Genomic DNA, 18,960 nt, shown 5'->3' on the forward strand with positions numbered 1-18,960 from the left:
GTGCTCGAGCTCCCTTGCTCGGGCGCGCTTGCGCGGCCCGTGAATCCACTCGGTTAATGAGCGTTAACACGTTTCCTTCAGGTTAACGACCACTAACGCCGCTGTCTAGAATCACTTTCGTGAACGACGCGCCAACCCGCACCCCGGCCCAGGCCGCCCCCACCCGCCGCGAGCAGATCCTCAGCGAGGCGGCCCGCCTCTTCGCCGAGCGCGGCTTCCACGGCGTGGGGGTCGACGAGATAGGGGCGGCCGTCGGGATCAGCGGCCCCGGCCTCTACCGGCACTTCGCCGGCAAGGACGCGATGCTCGCCGAGCTCCTGGTCGGCATCAGCGAGCGGCTCTTCGCGGGCGGGCGGCGCCGCGTCATCGACGCCACGTCGGCGGGCGAGGGCCCGGCCGCCGTCCTCGGCTCCCTCATCGACGGTCACATCGACTTCGCCCTGGACGACCGGGCGCTGATCACCCTCCACGACCGCGAGCTGGGCCAGCTGCGCGACAGCGACCGCAAGCAGGTGCGCTCGCTGCAGCGGCAGTACGTGGAGCTGTGGGTCGACGTCGTCCGCCGCCTGCACCCCGAGTCGTACGAGGCGGAGGTCCGCGCCGCCGTCCACGCCGTCTTCGGCCTGCTCAACTCCACCCCGCACCTCGGCCGGCCCGGCGCCCTGCCCGGCCGCGAGGCCACCGCGGCCCTGCTGCGCCGGCTGGCCCACGGGGCCTTCGCGGCGCTGTCGGACGGGGGAGCGCGGCCGCAGGCGTAGGTGCGGCTGCCGCCGCCGTCGCCCGGCCGGAAACGCCGCGCCGGGCCGTCACCCGTACGGCCCAGCCGGCTCTGGACAGCTCTGGTGACTGCCCGGTAGCTTCGGCTGAGCAAGCGCTTGGCCAGGCATGAGCCCGGGGTTCCCGGGCCCGCACGAGGGGAATGGCAGCCAATGCGTCGCACGGTGTACAACGAGGACCACGAGGCCTTCCGCGGCACGATCCGCGACTTCATCGCCACCGAGGTCGTGCCCGTCTACGACGAGTGGCGGGAGGCCGGAGCCGTCCCGCGCGAGTTCTACAAGAAGCTCGGCGACCTCGGCGTCTTCGGCATCGAGGTGCCCGAGGAGTACGGCGGCGCGGGCGAGCGCGGCTTCAAGTTCCACGCCGTCATCACCGAGGAGTGCGCCCGCGCGGGCGTCAGCTTCGGGGGCAGCAGCGTGCACACGGCGCTGTGCCTGCCCTACCTCCTCAAGTACGCCACCGAGGAGCAGAAGCGGCGCTGGCTGCCGCCCTTCGTCTCCGGCGACATGATGACCGCCATCGCCATGACCGAGCCCGGCACCGGCTCCGACCTGGCCGGAATGAAGACGACGGCGAAGCTGTCCGAGGACGGCACGCACTACGTCCTCAACGGCGCCAAGACCTTCATCACCGGCGGCGTCCAGGCCGACCGGGTGCTCGTCTGCGCCCGCACCGCCCCCGCGTCCCCCGAGGACCGGCGCGCCGGGATCTCCATCCTCGCCGTCGACACCACCTCCGAGGGGTACGCGGTCGGCCGCAAGCTGGAGAAGCTCGGCCTCAAGACCTCCGACACCGCCGAACTGTCCTTCACGGACGTCAAGGTGCCCGTCGGGGACCTCCTCGGAGAGGAGGGCAAGGCCTTCGGCTACCTGGGGCAGAACCTGCCGCAGGAGCGGCTCGGCATCGCCGTCGCCGCCTACGCCCAGGCCGCCGCGGCCGTCGCGTTCGCCAAGGACTACGTGCAGGACCGGACGGTCTTCGGCACGTCCGTCGCGTCCTTCCAGAACACCAAGTTCGTGCTCGCCGACTGCAAGGCCGACGTCGACGCCATGGAGGCGGTCGTGGACCGCGCCCTGGACGCCCACGAGGCGGGTGAACTGACCGCCGCCGACGCCGCGTCCGCCAAGCTCTTCACCACCGAGCGGGCCGCCGTCGTCATCGACAAGTGCCTGCAGCTCCACGGCGGTTACGGCTACATGATGGAGTACCCCATCGCCCGCCTGTACGCGGACACGCGCGTCAGCCGCATCTACGGCGGCACCAGCGAAGTCATGCGCTCCATCATCGCCAAGTCCATGGGCCTGTAAGGCCGGTAAGACCCGGAACCCCAATGAACGAGCCCCTTACATCACACATACCGGCGGCCGGGCCGCGCACCCCGCTGGACGAGCTCCTCGCCCTCCTCGACCTCGAACCCATCGAGCAGGACATCTTCCGCGGCCGCACCGGCCGTGCCGTCCTCGTCCCGCGCGTCTTCGGCGGGCAGGTCGCGGCTCAGGCCCTCGTCGCCGCGGGGCGCACCGTCCCCGCCGACCGCCCGCCGCACTCCCTGCACTCCTACTTCCTGCGCCCCGGCGATCCCGCCGTGCCCATCGTCTACACCGTCGACCGCATCCGCGACGGCGGCTCCTTCACCACGCGCCGCGTGGTGGCCGTGCAGCACGGGCAGCCGATCTTCCACCTCTCCGCGTCCTTCCAGCGCCACGAGGAGGGCCTGGAGCACCAGGAGGCCATGCCGGCCGCGCCCGCCCCCGAGACGCTCCCCACGGCCGCGGACACGCTGCGGCGTTACGCCCCGCTCCTCGGCGGCCCGGGCGTCGTCGACCGGATCCTGGACGCCCGCTCGGCGGTCGACCTGCGGTACGCGGACGAGCCGCCGTTCGGCAGCGTGGGCGAGCCGCGCGAGCCGAAGTCGCAGGTTTGGTTCCGTACGAACGGCAAACTGGCGGACGATCCGCTGCTCCACATCTGCCTGGCCACCTACGTCTCCGACATGACGCTCCTCGACTCCGTCCTGCTGGCCCACGGCCGCGGCGGCTGGGCCGTCGGCGACGTCGTCGGCGCGAGCCTGGACCACGCGATGTGGTTCCACCGGCCCTTCCGCGCGGACGAGTGGCTGCTCTACGACCAGGAAAGCCCCACATCCCAGAACGGCCGCGGCCTGGCCAGGGGCCGCATCTTCACTGAGAGCGGCCAACTGGCGGTGTCGGTGATCCAGGAGGGTGTGGTGCGCGTACCTCGCTCGCGGGCGTGAGGGGGCGGGCCGCCGTGGGCCGTCCCCCGGCCGACCGGCCGGTAACATCGGTGAGTTGACGCAACCGGTGTGAGGGAGGGGCCCGGATGGCACGCGCGGCCGCACGGATGGGGACGGCGCCGAGGATCCTGCTGATGGCCGGAGGCGCCGTGAGCGTCGTCCTCGGCGTCCTCGTGGCCTTCCTCTGGCACAGCTCGGTCATCGAAGCGACGGGCGTGCCCCGGCTGGTGGGCTTCGTCGTCTTCAGAGGGGCCGAGGCCGCGCTGCTCTGGGGCGGCGCCTGGCTCTGCGTGCGCGGCTGGAACGGCGGCCCGGGCCCCGCCGAGGGCTAGGCCCCCACGGTGAGGCCCGCCGCGGTCAGCAGGTACGCCGTCATCGGCTCGTAGAAGCGCGGGTCCACCACGTGGTCGTCCATCGGGACCGCCACCTGCAGCGTGCCCTCCGCCTCCGCGAGGAACAGCGCCGGGTCGTTGGAGTCGGCGTAGCCCACCGCGTCGATGCCGCGCTGCGCCGCGCAGCCGGCCCAGCCGTGGTCGGCGACGACGAGGTCCGGCAGGGGGCGGCCCTCCCGCAGGAGGCCGTCGAGGACGGCGGTCATCGGGTTGGGGGAGTGCGTGTGCCAGAGCGTCGCCCCGCCTTCGTAGACCGCCACGTCCGCGAACTGCACGACGCAGCCCTCGTCCGCGCCCAGCCCGCCCGGGATCCGGACGATCTCGCAGCCCGCGGCCCGCAGCGCCGCCGCGGTCGTGCGGTGCACGTCCAGCAGGGCGCCGGGGTGGCCGGTCGCGAAGAGCACCCGCTGCCGGCTCTCCGCCGCCTTGCGCAGCACGTTCGCCATGCGGTCCAGGGCGTCGGCGGTCAGCTCGGGGTCGATGTGGTCCTGGCCCGCCCGGTGGTTCAGGTCGTCGCTGACGCCGCAGCGCTCCGCCATGACGGCGAGCACGTCCTGCTCGTCCGTCCAGCGGTCGCCCAGCTCCAGCCCGAGCCAGTAGCGGCGGTCGCCGTTCGCGAGCTTGCGGTAGTGGTCGAGGTTGTTCTCGCGCGGGGTCGCCACCGCGCCGGCGATGCGCGTACGGACGAGGTGGTCGATCAGTTCGCTGCGGGTCGGTGTCGGCATGCCGCTCATTGTCTCCCCCGGTGACTGCGGTGCTGGACGTGGTGTCCATATGGCGGCCCCGGACCCACTGATACGTACATGTGCGGATTCCGCCGCCCTGCCTACCCTCGGGTACGTCCACCGCAGCCGCCCCGACGTTGGTTCGACCGTAACGCGTCCGTGATTCGAGAGGCTCCAGCATGAGCACCCCCGCCCCCCGTGAACCGCGCGGCCCCGTCGACTCCTCCCGCATCCCGCGCTACGCGGGCCCCGCGACCTTCGCCCGCCTGCCGCGCCTGGACGAGGTCGGCACGGCGGACGTGGCCGTGGTCGGCGTGCCCTTCGACACCGGCGTCTCCTACCGCCCGGGCGCCCGCTTCGGCGGCAACGCGATCCGCGAGGCCTCCCGCCTGCTGCGCCCGTACAACCCGGCCCAGGACGCCTCGCCCTTCGCCCTCGCGCAGGTCGCCGACGCCGGTGACATCGCCGCGAACCCGTTCAACATCGACGAGGCCGTCGAGACCATCGAGGCCGCCGCGGACGACATCCTCGGCACCGGCGCCCGCATGATGACGCTGGGCGGCGACCACACGATCGCTCTGCCCCTGCTGCGCTCGGTCGCCAAGAAGCACGGCCCCGTCGCCCTGCTGCACTTCGACGCGCACCTCGACACCTGGGACACCTACTTCGGCGCCGAGTACACCCACGGCACCCCGTTCCGCCGGGCCGTCGAGGAGGGCATCCTCGACACCGAGGCGCTGTCCCACGTCGGCACGCGCGGCCCGCTGTACGGCAAGAAGGACCTGACGGACGACGAGAAGATGGGCTTCGGCATCGTCACCTCGGCCGACGTCATGCGCCGCGGCGTGGACGAGATCGCCGACCAGCTGCGCCAGCGCGTCGGCGACCGCCCGCTGTACATCTCCATCGACATCGACGTCCTGGACCCGGCCCACGCCCCCGGCACCGGCACCCCGGAGGCCGGCGGCCTGACCTCCCGCGAGCTGCTGGAGATCCTGCGCGGCCTGTCGTCCTGCAACCTGGTCTCCGCGGACCTGGTCGAGGTCGCCCCGGCCTACGACCACGCCGAGATCACGTCGGTGGCCGCGTCCCACGCCGCGTACGAGCTGACGACGATCATGTCGCGGCAGATCGCCGCGGCGCGCGGCTGACGCCGTCTCCGGCCTTTCCGGGGCCGTGCGGCCGGCGTCAAAGGTGCGTAAGGCCGGACGGGCGGTCCGACAAGGCCGCGTAAGGATCCGGTGACGGACCGTGCCCGGACGGTTGGCTGAGGTGATCACCCACCTCCCTCCCGTCGAAGGCCACCCCGTTGACCCTGCACCTCCTCCCCGAACAGGACGTCGCCGCCACCAGCCCCGTCCCGCCCGCCGCCGGGCGGAGACGGCACCGGCGGGTGGCCGGCGGCGCCGTCGACCTCCGCCTGCTGGCGGCCTCCCTCCCGGACGCCTTCCGCAAGCTGCACCCCCGGGTCATGGTCAGGCACCCGGTGCTGTTCGTGGTCGAGGCCGGCTCCGTCCTCACGACCCTCTCCGCGCTCCTCGACCCGTCCGCCTTCACCTGGCTCATCAGCGTCTGGCTGTGGCTGACCGTGCTCTTCGCCAACCTGGCCGAGGCCGTCGCCGAGGGCCGCGGCAAGGCCCAGGCCGAGACGCTGCGCCGCACCCGCGACACCACCGTCGCCCGCCGGCTGCGCTCGTGGCGGGTCGGCATGGACCGGCGCGACTGGTACGAGGAGCGCGTGGTCGCCGCGGACCTGCGCCCGCAGGACTTCGTCGTCGTGGAGGCGGGCGGGACCGTGCCCGGCGACGGCGAGGTCGTGGAGGGCGTCGCCTCGGTGGACGAGTCGGCCATCACGGGGGAGTCCGCCCCGGTGATCCGCGAGGCCGGCGGCGACCGCTCGGGCGTCACCGGCGGCACGGCGGTGCTCTCCGACCGGATCGTCGTCCGCATCACCTCGCGCCCGGGCCACACCTTCCTCGACCGCATGATCGCCCTGGTCGAGGGCACCAGCCGGCAGAAGACGCCCAACGAGCTGGCCCTGAACATCCTGCTCGCCTCCCTGACCGTGATCTTCATCCTGGCGGTGGTGTCGCTGCAGCCGATGGCGGGCTGGTCCGGCGCCCCGCAGACCATCACCGTTCTCGTCGCACTTCTCGTCACTCTCATCCCCACGACCATCGGCGCCCTGCTGTCGGCCATCGGCATCGCCGGCATGGACCGCCTCGTGCAGCGCAACGTCCTCGCCCTCTCCGGGCGCGCCGTCGAGGCCGCCGGGGACGTCAACACGCTCCTGCTGGACAAGACCGGGACCATCACCCTGGGCAACCGCCGGGCGGCCGGCTTCGTGCCCGTCAGGGGCGTCCCGCACAAGCTGCTGGCCGACGCCGCGCAGCTCGCCTCCCTGGCCGACGAGACGCCCGAGGGCCGCTCCATCGTCACCCTCGCCCAGCAGTACGGGATCCACCACGGCGACGGGGACTTCACCCACGGCCGCTTCGTGCCCTTCTCCGCGCAGACGCGGATGAGCGGGGCGGACTTCGCCTACGAGGGCGAGTTCTGCCGCATCCGCAAGGGCGCCGGCAGCGCGGTCGTGGAGTGGGTGACGCGCCGCGGCGGCGACGTCCCCACCGAGGCCCGCTGGATCGCGGACTCCATCGCGGCCGGCGGCGGCACCCCGCTGCTCGTCGCCCTGGAGGACGCCGCCGGCTGCCGTGTCCTCGGCGCCGTCCACCTCAAGGACGTCGTCAAGCCCGGCATCGCCGAGCGCTTCGCCGAACTGCGCTCCATGGGCATCAGGACCGTCATGGTCACCGGTGACAACCCGCTCACCGCCAAGGCCATCGCCGCCGAGGCCGGCGTGGACGACTACATCGCCGAGGCGACCCCCGAGGACAAGCTCGCCCGCATCCGCGAGGAGCAGGCCGGCGGCAAGCTCGTGGCGATGACGGGCGACGGCACGAACGACGCCCCGGCACTCGCGCAGGCGGACGTGGGCGTGGCCATGAACACCGGCACCTCGGCCGCCAAGGAGGCCGGGAACATGGTGGACCTGGACTCCAACCCGACCAAGCTCATCGAGATCGTCGAGATCGGCAAGCAGCTGCTCATCACCCGCGGCGCGCTCACCACGTTCTCCATCTGCAACGACGTCGCCAAGTACTTCGCGATCGTGCCGGCCATGTTCGGCGGCGTGGCCGGCTACGAGGGCCTGGAGAAGCTCAACGTCATGGGCCTGCACAGCCCGACCTCGGCCATCGCCTCCGCCATCATCTTCAACGCCCTGGTCATCGTCGCCCTGATCCCCCTCGCCCTGCGCGGCGTCCGCTACGCCCCCTCCAGCGCGCACGCCCTGCTGCGCCGCAACCTCGGCCTGTACGGGGTGGGCGGGCTGATCGCGCCCTTCGCCGGCATCAAACTCATCGACCTGCTGCTGCAGTTCGTGCCGGGCCTGTGACGGGCGGAGCGGTCGCGCCGTGTTCTCCCGTACGTTCGGGCGAATCAACTCCCGCGCCGCTCCCGGCGGCCTACGGTGGGCGCAGTCGTCCACCGCCGCCCCAGGAGGCCCGCCCCGTGCGTACCCGATCCGCGCTCGCCGCCGCAGCTGCCGCCCTGGCCGCGGCCACGTGCCTGACCCCGGCGACGACCGCCGCCGCGGCGTCCGGGCAGCCGTACGCGCACGCGCACGCGTGCTCCTCCTCCGTGCGGATCGAGGGCTTCTCCGACGCCCTGGACAAGAAGACGTTCCAGGGAGCGTTCGTGGGCAACCTCTCGGCGCTCGCGGCCGGCGAGGACGGCACCGTCGCCGCGCTCTCCGATCGCTCCCAGCTGTTCTCCCTGGACGTGCGGCACAAGGGCCACGGCGCGCCGTCCGCGACGCCGGTGCGGGTCACGGACCTCGCCGACGAGAAGGGCGGCCCCCTGGACTCCGAGGGCCTCGCCGTCGACCGGGACGGCACCCGGCTGGTCACCTCCGAGACCGAGCCCTCCGTGCGCCGTTACGACAGGGACGGCAAGCTGCTGGGCCGGCTGCCGGTGCCCGCCGCGCTGCGGGTCGCACCGGCAGGGCGCGCCGCGCCCAACCAGACCTTCGAAGGCCTGACCCTCCAGCCCGGCGGGCGCACCCTGATCGCCTCCATGGAGCAGTCCCTCGCCGGGGACGGCCGGGACGCCGCCGGCCGGCCGCTCGTGCGCCTGCAGAGCTGGCAGCGGCACGGCGGGCAGGAGTTCGCCCTCGGCCCGCAGTACGCCTACCCGGCCGACGAGGGTCTCGGCGTCGCCGAGATCACCGCGGCCGGGGACGGCCGCCTCCTCGTCCTGGAGCGCGGCTTCACGGCGGGCACCGGCAACACCGTACGGCTCTACCTCGCCGACCCGCGCCGCGCGAGCGACGTCACCGCCGTCACGAACCTGCCGGGCGGCGCCGCCGTGCGGCCCGCGGGCAAGCGGCTCCTCGCCGACCTCGGCGCCTGCCCGTCCCTGGGCGCGGCCGCGCGCCAGCCGCAGCGGAACCCGCTCCTGGACAACATCGAGGGCCTCGCCGTCACCAAGCGGAGCGGAGGAGTCCTCCGCCTGCTGCTGGTGAGCGACGACAACCAGAACCCTGTGCAGACCACCCGCCTCTACGCGCTCACGGTGCGCCTGCCGCGGCCGTAGGGCCGCCGCGCACCCCGGCCTCCTGCCCGTCCCGTGTTGCGGCGGGATGAAATCCGCAGTCCAGGGCGTTGGGCCCTCCGTCAGCAGGACGAGAGCGGCAGCGCAGGAGGCACGGGTGGCAGCGGCGAAGGACACGACAGGTCAAGGATGGGCCAGGCGGCTCGCCGGCTACTGCTGGCGCTACCGCGGCACGGTGCTCCTCGCCCTCGGCTCCTCGCTCGCCGGCATGGCCGTCATGGCCCTGGTGCCACTGATACCCAAGCTGATCATCGACGACGTGATCGGCTCCCACCAGCGCCCCCTGGCCCCCTGGGCGGCGCTCCTCATAGCCGCCGCCGTAGTCGTCTACGGCCTGACGTACGTCCGCCGCTACTACGGCGGCCGGCTCGCCCTCGACGTCCAGCACGACCTGCGGACCGAGATGCACGCCGCGATCACGAGGCTCGACGGGCGCCGCCAGGACGAGCTGTCCACCGGACAGGTCGTCGGCCGCGCCACCAGCGACCTCCAGCTCATCCAGAGCCTGCTGTTCATGCTGCCGATGATGATCGGCAACCTCATGCTCTTCGCCATCTCGCTCGTCGTGATGGTGTCCCTCTCCCCGCTCCTGACCGTCGTCGCCCTGGCCGTCGCCCCCGCGCTGTGGATCCTCGCCAAGCACAGCCGCACCCGGCTCTTCCCCGCCACCTGGTACGCCCAGGGACAGGCCGCGGCCGTCGCCGGCGTCGTGGACGGCGCCGTCACCGGCGTCCGCGTCGTCAAGGGCTTCGGCCAGGAGGCGCAGGAGACCGCCAAGCTCCGCGAGGCGAGCCGCAGGCTCTTCGCCGGCCGCCTGCGCACCGTGCGCCTCAACTCCCGCTACACCCCGGCCCTGCAGGCCGTCCCCGCCCTCGGCCAGGTCGCCATGCTGGCCCTCGGCGGCTGGATGGCCACCCGCGGCCAGATCACCCTCGGCACGTTCGTCGCCTTCTCGACCTACCTCGCGCAGCTCGTCGGCCCCGTGCGGATGCTCACCATGGTCCTCACCGTCGGCCAGCAGGCCCGCGCCGGCGTCGAGCGCGTCCTCGAACTCATCGACACCGAACCGGTCGTCCAGGAGCGCCCGGACGCGCGCGAGCTGCCCGCGGACGCCCCCGCCACGGTCGAGTTCGACAAGGTCTCCTTCGGCTACGACCCCGCCCGGTCCGTCCTCGACGGCTTCTCGCTGCGCATCGAGCCCGGTGAGACGGTGGCCGTCGTCGGCGCCTCCGGCAGCGGCAAGTCCACCGTCTCGCTGCTGCTGCCGCGCTTCTACGACGTCACCGGCGGCGCCGTGCGGGTCGGCGGCCACGACGTCCGCGACCTCACCCTGTCCTCCCTGCGCGCCGCCATCGGCCTCGTGCCCGAGGACAGCTTCCTGTTCTCCGACACCATCCGCGAGAACATCGCCTACGGGCACCCGGACGCCACCGACGAGCAGATCCGCGCGGCCGCGCGCGCCGCCCAGGCGGACGGTTTCATCAGCGAACTCCCCGACGGCTACGACACGTCCGTCGGCGAACAGGGCCTGACCCTCTCCGGCGGCCAGCGCCAGCGCATCGCCCTCGCCCGCGCGATCCTCACCGACCCGCGCCTGCTCCTCCTGGACGACGCGACGTCCGCGGTCGACGCGCGCGTGGAGCACGAGATCCACGAGGCGCTGCGCGGCGTCATGGCGGGCCGCACGACCCTGCTCATCGCCCACCGCGCCTCGACGCTGGCGCTCGCCGACCGGATCGCCGTGCTGGACGGCGGCCGGCTCGTGGACGTCGGCACGGCGCAGGAGCTGGAGGAGCGCTGCGAGCGCTACCGCTCGCTGCTGACCGACCCGGGCGAGCTCGCGGGCGTCACCAAGGACCCCGCCGGGCTGACGGCCGCGGCGGCTCCCGCGGGAGCCGCCGTGAACGGCGTCACTCCCTCCCTGTGGGTGCGCAAGGACGAGCCCTCCGGCTCCGCCGACGGCGTCACGGGGATGCCCGCCACGCCCGAACTGCTCGCCAAGGTGGCCGCGCTGCCGCCCGCGAACGACACCCCGGACGTGGACGAGGAGCGGGCGGCGCGCCCCGAGGAGGCGTACGGGCTGCGGCAGCTGCTGCGCGGCTTCGGCGCGCCGCTCGCCCTCAGCCTGCTGCTCGTGGCGGTCGACGCCCTCGCCGGCCTGCTGCTGCCCGTCCTGATCCGGCACGGCATCGACAAGGGCGTCCAGCAGCTCGCCCTGGGAGCGGTCTGGGCGGCCTCGGGGCTGGCCCTGCTCGTCGTGGCGGGCCAGTGGGCCGCCCAGGTCGCGGAGACCCGGCTGACCGGCCGCACGGGCGAGCGCATCCTCTACGCGCTGCGCGTGAAGATCTTCGCCCAGCTGCAGCGGCTGGGGCTCGACTACTACGAGCGCGAGCTCACCGGCAAGATCATGACGCGGATGACGACGGACGTGGACGCCCTGTCGACGTTCCTGCAGACCGGTCTGGTCACCGCCGTCGTCTCCGTCCTCACCTTCTTCGGCATCCTCGTCGCCCTCCTCGTCATCGACGTGGAGCTCGCCCTCGTCGTCTTCGCGACGCTGCCGCTGCTGGTCGCCGGGACCGCCGTCTTCCGCCGGCAGAGCGTCAAGGCGTACGAGCTGGCGCGCGAGCGCGTCGGGCTCGTCAACGCGGACCTGCAGGAGAGCGTCGCGGGCCTGCGCATCGTCCAGGCCTTCCGGCGGGAGGAGTCGGGTGCCCGCCGGTTCGCCGAGCGCAGCCGCTCCTACCGGCAGGCGCGGGTGCGCGGCCAGTGGCTGATATCGGTCTACTTCCCGTTCGTGCAGCTGCTGTCGTCCGTGGCCGCCGCCGCGGTCCTCATCGTGGGCGCGGGCCGGGTCGGCGACGGCACGCTGACGGCGGGCGCGCTGGTGGCCTACCTGCTCTACATCGACCTGTTCTTCGCCCCCGTCCAGCAGCTGTCGCAGGTCTTCGACGGCTACCAGCAGGCGACCGTCTCGCTCGGCCGCGTGCAGGGCCTGCTGCGGGAGCCGACGACCACGCCGGTCGCGCAGCGGCCGCGCCCCGTGGGCGAGCTCAGCGGCGAGATCGTCTTCGACGACGTCGCCTTCCACTACGGCGACGGCGAGCACGCCCTGTCCGGCATCCGGCTGACCATCCCGGCCGGTCAGACCGTCGCGTTCGTCGGCGAGACCGGCGCCGGCAAGTCGACGCTGGTCAAGCTGGTGGCGCGGTTCTACGACCCGACCAGCGGCGCGGTCCTCGTGGACGGGCACGACCTGCGCGAGCTGGACCCGACCGGCTACCGGCACCGCCTGGGCGTCGTCCCGCAGGAGCCGTACCTCTTCCCCGGCACGGTGCGCGACGCCATCGCCTACGGCCGCCCGGACGCCGGCGACGCCGAGGTGGAGGCCGCCGCGCGGGCGGTCGGCGCGCACGACATGATCGCAACTCTCGAAGGCGGCTACCTGCACGCGGTCACCGAGCGCGGCCGCAACCTCTCCGCCGGCCAGCGCCAGCTGATCGCCCTGGCCCGCGCCGAGCTGGTCGGCCCGGACATCCTGCTGCTGGACGAGGCCACGGCCGCGCTCGACCTCGCCACCGAGGCGCTGGTCAACCAGGCCACGGAGCGGCTGGCCGGGCGCCGCACGACGCTCGTCGTCGCCCACCGGCTGACCACGGCGGCCCGCGCGGACCGGGTGGTGGTCCTCGACCACGGCCGCGTCGCCGAGGACGGCACGCACGCCGAGCTGCTGGCCCGGGAGGGGCGCTACGCGGAGCTGTGGCGGACGTTCACGGGCGAGGCGGTGCCGGCGTAGGCCGCGGGGCTCCCCGCCCGGTACGTTGGCGCCTGCGGCCTCGGACGAGGCGCTCCGTACCGAGCGGGGGGTTGCCGTGCGCAAGCTCACCTACTTCATCGCCACCACCATCGACGGCTTCATCGCGGGCCCGGGCGACCAGTTCGGCTTCATGATGTCGGTCCTGGACGACGACTACGTCGCCGCCCTGGTCGAGAGCTACCCCGACACGGTCTCCGCGCGCGGCCGCGAGGCCGTCGGACTCGGCGCGGAGAACCGCGACTTCGACACCGTCCTGATGGGCCGCAACACCTACGAACCCGGCCTGTCGGCCGGCATGACCAGCCCGTACCCGCACCTGCGGCAGTACGTCGTCTCCAAGTCCCTCGCCACCAGCCCCGACCCGGCCGTCACCGTCTACTCGGGAGACGCGGTGGAGCTGGTCCGCCGCCTCAAGCAGGAGGAGGGCAAGGGCATCTGGCTGTGCGGCGGCGCGAACCTCGCGGGGCAGCTGCGCGAGGAGATCGACGAGATCGTCCTCAAGATCAACCCGTTCGTGGCGGGCAAGGGCATCCCGCTGTTCGCGTCCGAGTTCGCCCCCGAGCGCTACGAGCTCAAGGGGACCCGCACGTTCGGCAACGGCGTCGTCATGGTGACGTACGTCAAGCGCACCGGCTGAGCGCGGCGCGCTCCCGCAGGGCGGTCACTCCGGGCCCGGGCTGCGCGGCGTCGTAGGCGGCACGGGCCCGCTCCACGGTCTGCTGATGGCGCTCGGTCCACCCCTCGATGGCGGCGAGCGGCCCGGCCAGGCTCCGCCCGAGCTCGGTGAGCCCGTACGCCACGCGGACGACGGGCTGGTCGTCCTCGACCGTCCGGTGCACCAGGCCGTCCCGCTCCAGCCCGCGCAGCGTCTGCGTCAGCACCTTGCGGCTCACCGGGCGCATCCGGCGCTCCAGCTCGCCGAAGTAGGCGGGGCCGGCGTCGAGCAGGGTGAGCGTGAGGGCGGACCAGCGGTCGCCGAGCCGGTCGAGGAGGGGGCGGCAAGGGCACAGATCTTCCACGGACGGGGCAACCGGACGGGGCCCGGGCGTATTCCCTGCCGGGCCGGAGGGCCGTTACCTCAAGGTTCCGTCTGGGCGGCGGGCGGAGCGGCGCACAGCATGGTGTGCGCGGCCGAGCAGCCGCAGACAGCCGTCATCCCGCATCGCACAGGAGCAGCACCATGTCCACGCCCACGGCCCGTATGCAGGCAGTCGTCCAGGACCGCTTCGGCGGCCCCGAGGTCCTGCGCCTCGCCGAGGTCGAGCGCCCCGAACCGGGTCCGACCGAGATCCTCGTCCGGGTGCACGCGGCGGGCGTCAACCCGGTGGACGTCAAGACGCGGGCGGGAGAGGGCATCGCCGGCTGGCTCGGCGAGCCGCCGTTCACGCTCGGCTGGGACGTCTCCGGGGTGGTGGAGGCGGTCGGCTTCGGCGTCACGCTGTTCCGGCCGGGCGACGAGGTGTACGGCATGCCGCGCTTCCCGCGCGCGGGCGCGGCGTTCGCCGAGTACGTCACCGCGCCGTCCCGGCACTTCGCGCGCAAGCCGGCGGGCCTGTCCCACGCGCAGGCCGCCGCGCTGCCGCTCGCGGCCCTCACCGCCTGGCAGATCCTCGCCGACACCGCGGACGTACAGGAGGGCCAGAAGGTGCTGGTGCACGCGGCGGCGGGTGGCGTGGGCCACCTCGCCGTGCAGATCGCCAAGGACCGCGGCGCGTACGTGATCGGCACGTCCGGCCCCGCCAAGGCGGACTTCGTCCGCTCCCTCGGCGCCGACGAGGTCGTCGACCACACCGCCGAGCGCTTCGAGGACCGCGTCCGCGGCGCGGACCTGGTGGTGGACTCCATCGGCACCCCCGAGCACCAGCTCCGCTCCCTCGCCGCCCTGCGGCCGGGCGGCCTGCTGGTGGCGGTCCCGTCGGGCGTCGACCCGGAGGCGGCGCGCGTGGCGCAGGAGCGGGGCATCCGGGCCACGGGCATCCTCGTGGAGCCCGACCGCGCGGGCCTGGAGGCGGTCACCGCGCTGGTCGAGTCGGGCCGGCTGCGCGTCGAGGTGGCGGCCGAACTCCCGCTGGCGCAGGCGGCGCAGGCCCACGCGCTGGTGGAGACGGGACGCACGCGCGGCAAGGTGGTCCTGACACTCGCCTGACGAAAAGGGTCTGGTGCGCCGGTCGGCCCCCCGGTAGGTTCGCGGCGGACTTTGCGACCCAGGGGAGGGTGAGTGCGTAAGGCATTCAGATGGCTGCTGGCCCTGACGGTGCTCGCGGGCACCGTCGGCGCCGGCGGCACCGCGACGGCGGCGGCGGACACCGAGCCGGACATCAAGGAACGCGTCCTGAAGATTCCGGGGATGAAGCTGGTCGAGGAGAAGCCCTACGAGGGCTACCGCTACCTCGTCCTCACCTACGACCAGCCGGTCGACCACCGGAACCCGGCCAAGGGAACGTTCCAGCAGCGCTTCACGCTGCTGCACAAGTCGACCGCCCGGCCCACCGTCTTCTTCACCTCCGGCTACGACGTCAACACCAATCCCGGCCGGAGCGAGCCGACCCGCATCGTCGACGGCAACCAGGTGTCGCTGGAGTACCGGTTCTTCACTCCGTCGCGGCCCCAGCCCGCCGACTGGTCGAAGCTCGACATCTACCAGGCGGCCAGTGACCAGCACCGCCTCTACGCGGCCCTCAAGCCGCTCTACGGCAAGAACTGGCTGGCCACCGGCGGCAGCAAGGGCGGCATGACCGCCACGTACTACCGCCGCTTCTTTCCCGATGACATGAACGGCACGGTCGCCTACGTCGCGCCCAACGACGTCGTCAACGACGAGGACTCTGCCTACGACCGGTTCTTCGCGAACGTCGGCGACCAGGCCTGCCGCAACCAGCTGAACTCCGTACAGCGGCAGGCGCTGCTGCGCCGCGGCGAGATCGTCGCCCGCTACCAGAAGTGGGCCGGCGAGAACGGCAAGACGTTCAAGGTCCTCGGCAACGCCGACCGCGCCTACGAGAACGTCGTCCTGGACCTGACCTTCGCGTTCTGGCAGTACCACCTGCAGAGCGACTGCGCGAGCGTTCCCGCCACGAACGCCTCCACCGACCAGCTCTACAAGTTCATCGACGACATCTCGGGCTTCGACGGCTACACCGACCAGGGCCTGGCGCGCTTCACGCCGTACTACTACCAGGCGGGCACCGAGCTCGGCGCGCCCAGCATGAGGAACGCGCACCTGAAGGGCCTGCTGCGCTACCCGGACGCGATCCAGCCGCGCGCCTACGTGCCGCGGGACATCCCGATGACGTTCAAGCGCCACGCGATGGCGGACATCGACCGCTGGGTGCGCGAGGACAGCAAGCGGATGCTCTTCGTCTACGGGCAGAACGACCCGTGGAGCAGCGAACCGTTCCGCCTCGGCCGGAACGCCGCCGCGCGGGACGACTACCGCTTCTACGCGCCCGGCGGCAACCACGGCTCCAACATCGCCCAGCTCGTCGCCGACGAGCGGGCCAAGGCCACGGCCAAGGTCCTGGAGTGGGCGGGCGTCGCCCCGGCGTCCGTGACGGCCGGCGCGTCGCAGGCGAAGCCGCTCGCGACGTACGACGCGAAGCTCGACCAGCCGCTCGTCGACCCGCGCAAGGGCCTTCGCCCCTAAGGGCGGCCGGAGCACCGGGAGGTCAGGACAGGCGGCGGGCGCACCCGACGGGGGCCCCGCCGCCCACCTGTACGTAAAGGTCGGTCGAGGGCGGGCACTCCCGGCGCGCGCCGACCTCCGTCGTGATGCGGTACTCGGGGGCGCGGGCCCCCGAGCCGTCGCAGGCGGTCTCCTTCACGACCCCGTCCCGCTGGGTGTAGAGGCAGTCGCCCGTCACCGTCAGGGGCCCGCCGCCCATGCCCGGGTCGCCCGGGTGCGGCGGCTGGAGGTTGCGCATGCAGGCGTAGCCCTCGGGCGCGCTGCTCTCCTCCGAGGTGCCCCGGTCGAGGGCGTCGATGTGCAGGACGAAGTCCGTCTCGCCGGGGCAGCGCGGGCCGCCGGAGCGGGGGCCGTTGTAGCGGGCGAGGACGCGGGCGGCGGCCTCCGCGCTCCGGCAGGACACCTCGGTGAACGACTGCGCGGAGCGCCCCGCGCACTCCCCGCGGGCCAGGAACGCCGGATCGTGCCCCGCATGGGCGCGGGCCCCGGCGGGGACCGGCCCGGCGGCGGGCCGGCCCGCGCGGCAGCCGCTCAGCGCCGCCGCCGTGCAGGCGGCGGCGAGCACGAGCGCGAGCAGCGCCGCCCGCGGCGCGCGGTGCCGCATGATGCCCCCCCGTCCCCCGGTGCGCTCCAGCCTGGCCCCCCGGGCCCGGCGCACGCCAGACGTGCGGGGCGCGCGGCGGCGGTGGAAACGATGCGTGTGCGGGCGCCTTCCGCCGGGCGTACGCCGGGGCGGGCACTCCTTCGACGCGCCCCGGCCGGGGGCTCTCCTGCCGCCCTGCCCGCCGCCGGCGCAGGTGGAGCAGGGGGCGCGCCGACGACGGCGTGCTGCCCGCCGCAGGCGGCGGAGAGGGAGGTCAGCAACCGGCCGGCGGCGCGGGCCGACACCGCTCTGCGGGGGGTACGACGGCAGCACGAACCTTGGACGGGCGGCGCCCCGGGGCGGTTCCGCACCGGGGCGCGCGTCAGTCGCGCGCGCGCCGTTTCGGGCCGAGGCCGGGCAGCCGGCGGGTCAGCAGCCGCGCGCGCGGCGCCAGCCGCCGGGCCATCGCGAACACCGACTCCGTGCGGGAGCGGTCGCTGTCGATGACGGTGAAGAGGTTGACCCCGAGGTAGAAGGTGATCGCGGCGTTGGCCAGGTCGCGCGGCGGCGTGAGCCGGGCGAGCGGCGTCCCGCCGATGACCCGCTCCAGCGTCTGCTCGACGAAGGCGATCCACGGCTCCGCCCGGTCCCGGATCTCCTCGCGCAGCTCCGGCTTGGCGACGGCCGCGGCGACGAGCTCGGAGAACATGGTCAGGTGCCCGGCCTCGATGTCGCTGCGGTAGACGCGAGTGCCCGCGTCCACGAGGTCCTCCAGCGTGCGGGCGCCCGCGACGGCCTCGGTGAGCAGCTCCATGCGCTCGGCGGAGGAGCGGTCGAGCGCGGCGAACAGCAGCGGGTCGACGCCCCCGAAGTGATAGAAGACCAGGGCCGAGTTGACGCCCGCCTCCTTGGCGATCGCCCGCGCGCTGGACTTGGCGTAGCCCTGCGTCCGCAGCACGGTGTCCGCAGCCCGGATCAGCCGTTCCTTGGTGTCCACCGTCATGTGCGCAGCCCTCTCGCCGAGGACCACCCCCGGGCGGCTGCATCATACGATTTAAACGGGTGATGCAACGGTTCAGAACGTCCTCAGGGGCCACTGTTCGTGCAGCGTGCGGACGGTTTCGGCAATCGCCGGCCGGCGGGCCGCGCCGGTGCGCCACAGGGCGGAGAGCCGCCGTACGGGCACCGGTTCCAGCGGCACGGCCCGCACGCCCTCCGGCAGCGGCCCCCGCCCCAGGCGCGGCATGAGGGTGATCCCCAGACCCGCGGCCACCAGCGCGACGTGGGTGTGGTTCTCAGCGGCCTGGTAGGCGAGGTCCGGCTCGTGCCCGGCGGCGCGGAGCGTGCGCACCAGCCAGTCGTGGCAGACGGTGCCCGGCGGCTGGCAGATCCAGCGCTGGTGCGGCAGGTCGCTCCGGTCGAGCACGGCACGCCCGGCCAGCGGATGACCCTCCGGCACCAGGACGTCGCACCCGTCCTCGCCGATCAGCACCCGCTCCAGGCCCTCCGGCGGGGCCAGCGGGGCGATGTCCCAGTCGTGGACGACGGCGATGTCGATGACGCTCTGGGCGACCAGGTCGGTCGACAGGTGCGGATCGACCTCCAGCAGACGGGCGTCCAGCGCGGGGTGGTCACGCGCGAGACGGGCCAGCACCCCGGGCAGCAGACCGCGCGCGGCCGACGGGAACGCCCCGACGACCAGCCGGCCCGCCGGCTGCCCGCGCCGCTCCTCCAGCTCCGTCTCCGCCCGCTCGACCAGCGCCAGCAACTGCTGAGCCGTCGCCGCCAGATGCCGCCCCTCGTCGGTCAGCGCGACACCGCGCCCGCGCCGCTCCAGCAGCGTCGTCCGCGTCTCCCGCTCCAGCTTGGTGACGGCCTGTGAGACGGCCGACGGGGTGTACCCCAGAGCCGTGGCCGCCGCGCTCACCGAACCGTGCACCGACACGGCGTGCAGGGCCCGCAGGCGTGCCAGGTCCAGCACCGGTCGCCCCCTTTCGTTTCAGCATTGCTGAATCCCATGATGAAGGAACCTGTGCTGGTGCTACAGGGTCGGGGC

16 protein-coding genes are annotated in these 18,960 nt (G+C 73.5%); 11 read left to right on the plus strand and 5 right to left on the minus strand.

From position 1 onward, the window contains the following. The first annotated feature begins 119 nt into the window (after positions 1-119). From ACSNOH_RS07275 to ACSNOH_RS07290, 4 genes are all read left to right on the plus strand, one after another. Positions 120-758, plus strand: coding sequence for an SACE_7040 family transcriptional regulator (locus ACSNOH_RS07275; RefSeq protein ID WP_436720370.1), 639 nt, complete (start codon positions 120-122; stop codon positions 756-758). Between the two features lie 171 nt (positions 759-929). Next, positions 930-2,087 carry an acyl-CoA dehydrogenase family protein gene (locus tag ACSNOH_RS07280; protein WP_436720371.1) on the plus strand — a complete coding sequence of 386 codons (1,158 nt, stop codon included), beginning with the start codon at positions 930-932 and terminating at the stop codon, positions 2,085-2,087. Between the two features lie 23 nt (positions 2,088-2,110). After that, positions 2,111-3,034: an acyl-CoA thioesterase II gene (gene tesB / locus ACSNOH_RS07285; protein ID WP_436720372.1), complete on the plus strand. Its 924-nt coding sequence runs from the start codon at positions 2,111-2,113 to the stop codon at positions 3,032-3,034. Positions 3,035-3,120: 86 nt separating this feature from the next. Next, positions 3,121-3,366, plus strand: coding sequence for a hypothetical protein (locus ACSNOH_RS07290; protein ID WP_436720373.1), 246 nt, complete (start codon positions 3,121-3,123; stop codon positions 3,364-3,366). Here ACSNOH_RS07290 and ACSNOH_RS07295 read toward each other — a convergent pair. Beyond that, entirely contained in the window at positions 3,363-4,151 is a 789-nt protein-coding gene (locus tag ACSNOH_RS07295; protein ID WP_436720374.1) for a phosphatase, read from the minus strand. The two genes, ACSNOH_RS07290 and ACSNOH_RS07295, sit on opposite strands and share 4 nt — an antisense overlap. Before the next feature lie 179 nt (positions 4,152-4,330). Between ACSNOH_RS07295 and speB the strand changes: the two genes are divergently transcribed. The 5 genes from speB to ACSNOH_RS07320 all read left to right on the plus strand — a co-directional run bounded on the left by speB (position 4,331) and on the right by ACSNOH_RS07320 (position 13,276). Then, the gene (gene speB / locus ACSNOH_RS07300; RefSeq protein WP_436720375.1) at positions 4,331-5,302 is read left to right on the plus strand and encodes an agmatinase; all 972 of its coding nucleotides are present in this window, start codon (positions 4,331-4,333) and stop codon (positions 5,300-5,302) included. Positions 5,303-5,622: 320 nt separating this feature from the next. After that, positions 5,623-7,605 (plus strand): potassium-transporting ATPase subunit KdpB, encoded by a 1,983-nt coding sequence (kdpB, locus tag ACSNOH_RS07305; protein WP_436720401.1) that lies wholly within the window; start codon positions 5,623-5,625, stop codon positions 7,603-7,605. A gap of 116 nt (positions 7,606-7,721) precedes the next feature. Then, a complete protein-coding gene (locus ACSNOH_RS07310) occupies positions 7,722-8,804 on the plus strand; it encodes an esterase-like activity of phytase family protein (protein ID WP_436720376.1) in 1,083 nt (360 codons plus the stop codon). Between the two features lie 115 nt (positions 8,805-8,919). Further along, entirely contained in the window at positions 8,920-12,618 is a 3,699-nt protein-coding gene (locus tag ACSNOH_RS07315) for an ABC transporter ATP-binding protein (protein WP_436720377.1), read from the plus strand. Positions 12,619-12,694: 76 nt separating this feature from the next. Beyond that, positions 12,695-13,276: a dihydrofolate reductase family protein gene (locus ACSNOH_RS07320; RefSeq protein ID WP_436720378.1), complete on the plus strand. Its 582-nt coding sequence runs from the start codon at positions 12,695-12,697 to the stop codon at positions 13,274-13,276. On the opposite strand, the gene ACSNOH_RS07325 is transcribed toward ACSNOH_RS07320, so the two are convergent. Continuing rightward, entirely contained in the window at positions 13,260-13,658 is a 399-nt protein-coding gene (locus ACSNOH_RS07325; RefSeq protein ID WP_436720379.1) for a winged helix-turn-helix transcriptional regulator, read from the minus strand. The two genes, ACSNOH_RS07320 and ACSNOH_RS07325, sit on opposite strands and share 17 nt — an antisense overlap. Positions 13,659-13,819: 161 nt before the next feature. Here ACSNOH_RS07325 and ACSNOH_RS07330 point away from each other — a divergent pair, with 161 nt between their 5' ends. After that, positions 13,820-14,785 carry an NADP-dependent oxidoreductase gene (locus ACSNOH_RS07330; RefSeq protein WP_436720380.1) on the plus strand — a complete coding sequence of 322 codons (966 nt, stop codon included), beginning with the start codon at positions 13,820-13,822 and terminating at the stop codon, positions 14,783-14,785. 72 nt (positions 14,786-14,857) lie between these two features. Beyond that, positions 14,858-16,282 carry a S28 family serine protease gene (locus ACSNOH_RS07335; RefSeq protein WP_436720381.1) on the plus strand — a complete coding sequence of 475 codons (1,425 nt, stop codon included), beginning with the start codon at positions 14,858-14,860 and terminating at the stop codon, positions 16,280-16,282. A gap of 22 nt (positions 16,283-16,304) precedes the next feature. Here ACSNOH_RS07335 and ACSNOH_RS07340 read toward each other — a convergent pair whose 3' ends face one another. The 3 genes from ACSNOH_RS07340 to ACSNOH_RS07350 all read right to left on the minus strand — a co-directional run bounded on the left by ACSNOH_RS07340 (position 16,305) and on the right by ACSNOH_RS07350 (position 18,885). Next, the gene (locus tag ACSNOH_RS07340) at positions 16,305-16,925 is read right to left on the minus strand and encodes a hypothetical protein (RefSeq protein ID WP_436720382.1); all 621 of its coding nucleotides are present in this window, start codon (positions 16,923-16,925) and stop codon (positions 16,305-16,307) included. 361 nt (positions 16,926-17,286) lie between these two features. Next, complete coding sequence (locus ACSNOH_RS07345) at positions 17,287-17,907, minus strand: TetR/AcrR family transcriptional regulator (protein WP_436720383.1); 621 nt, start codon at positions 17,905-17,907, stop codon at positions 17,287-17,289. Between the two features lie 72 nt (positions 17,908-17,979). Next, positions 17,980-18,885, minus strand: coding sequence for a LysR family transcriptional regulator (locus tag ACSNOH_RS07350; RefSeq protein WP_436720384.1), 906 nt, complete (start codon positions 18,883-18,885; stop codon positions 17,980-17,982). Between the last annotated feature and the right edge of the window lie 75 nt (positions 18,886-18,960).

Origin of the sequence: Streptomyces sp. URMC 127 (assembly GCF_051386535.1) — a bacterium.
Lineage (GTDB): Bacteria > Actinomycetota > Actinomycetes > Streptomycetales > Streptomycetaceae > Streptomyces.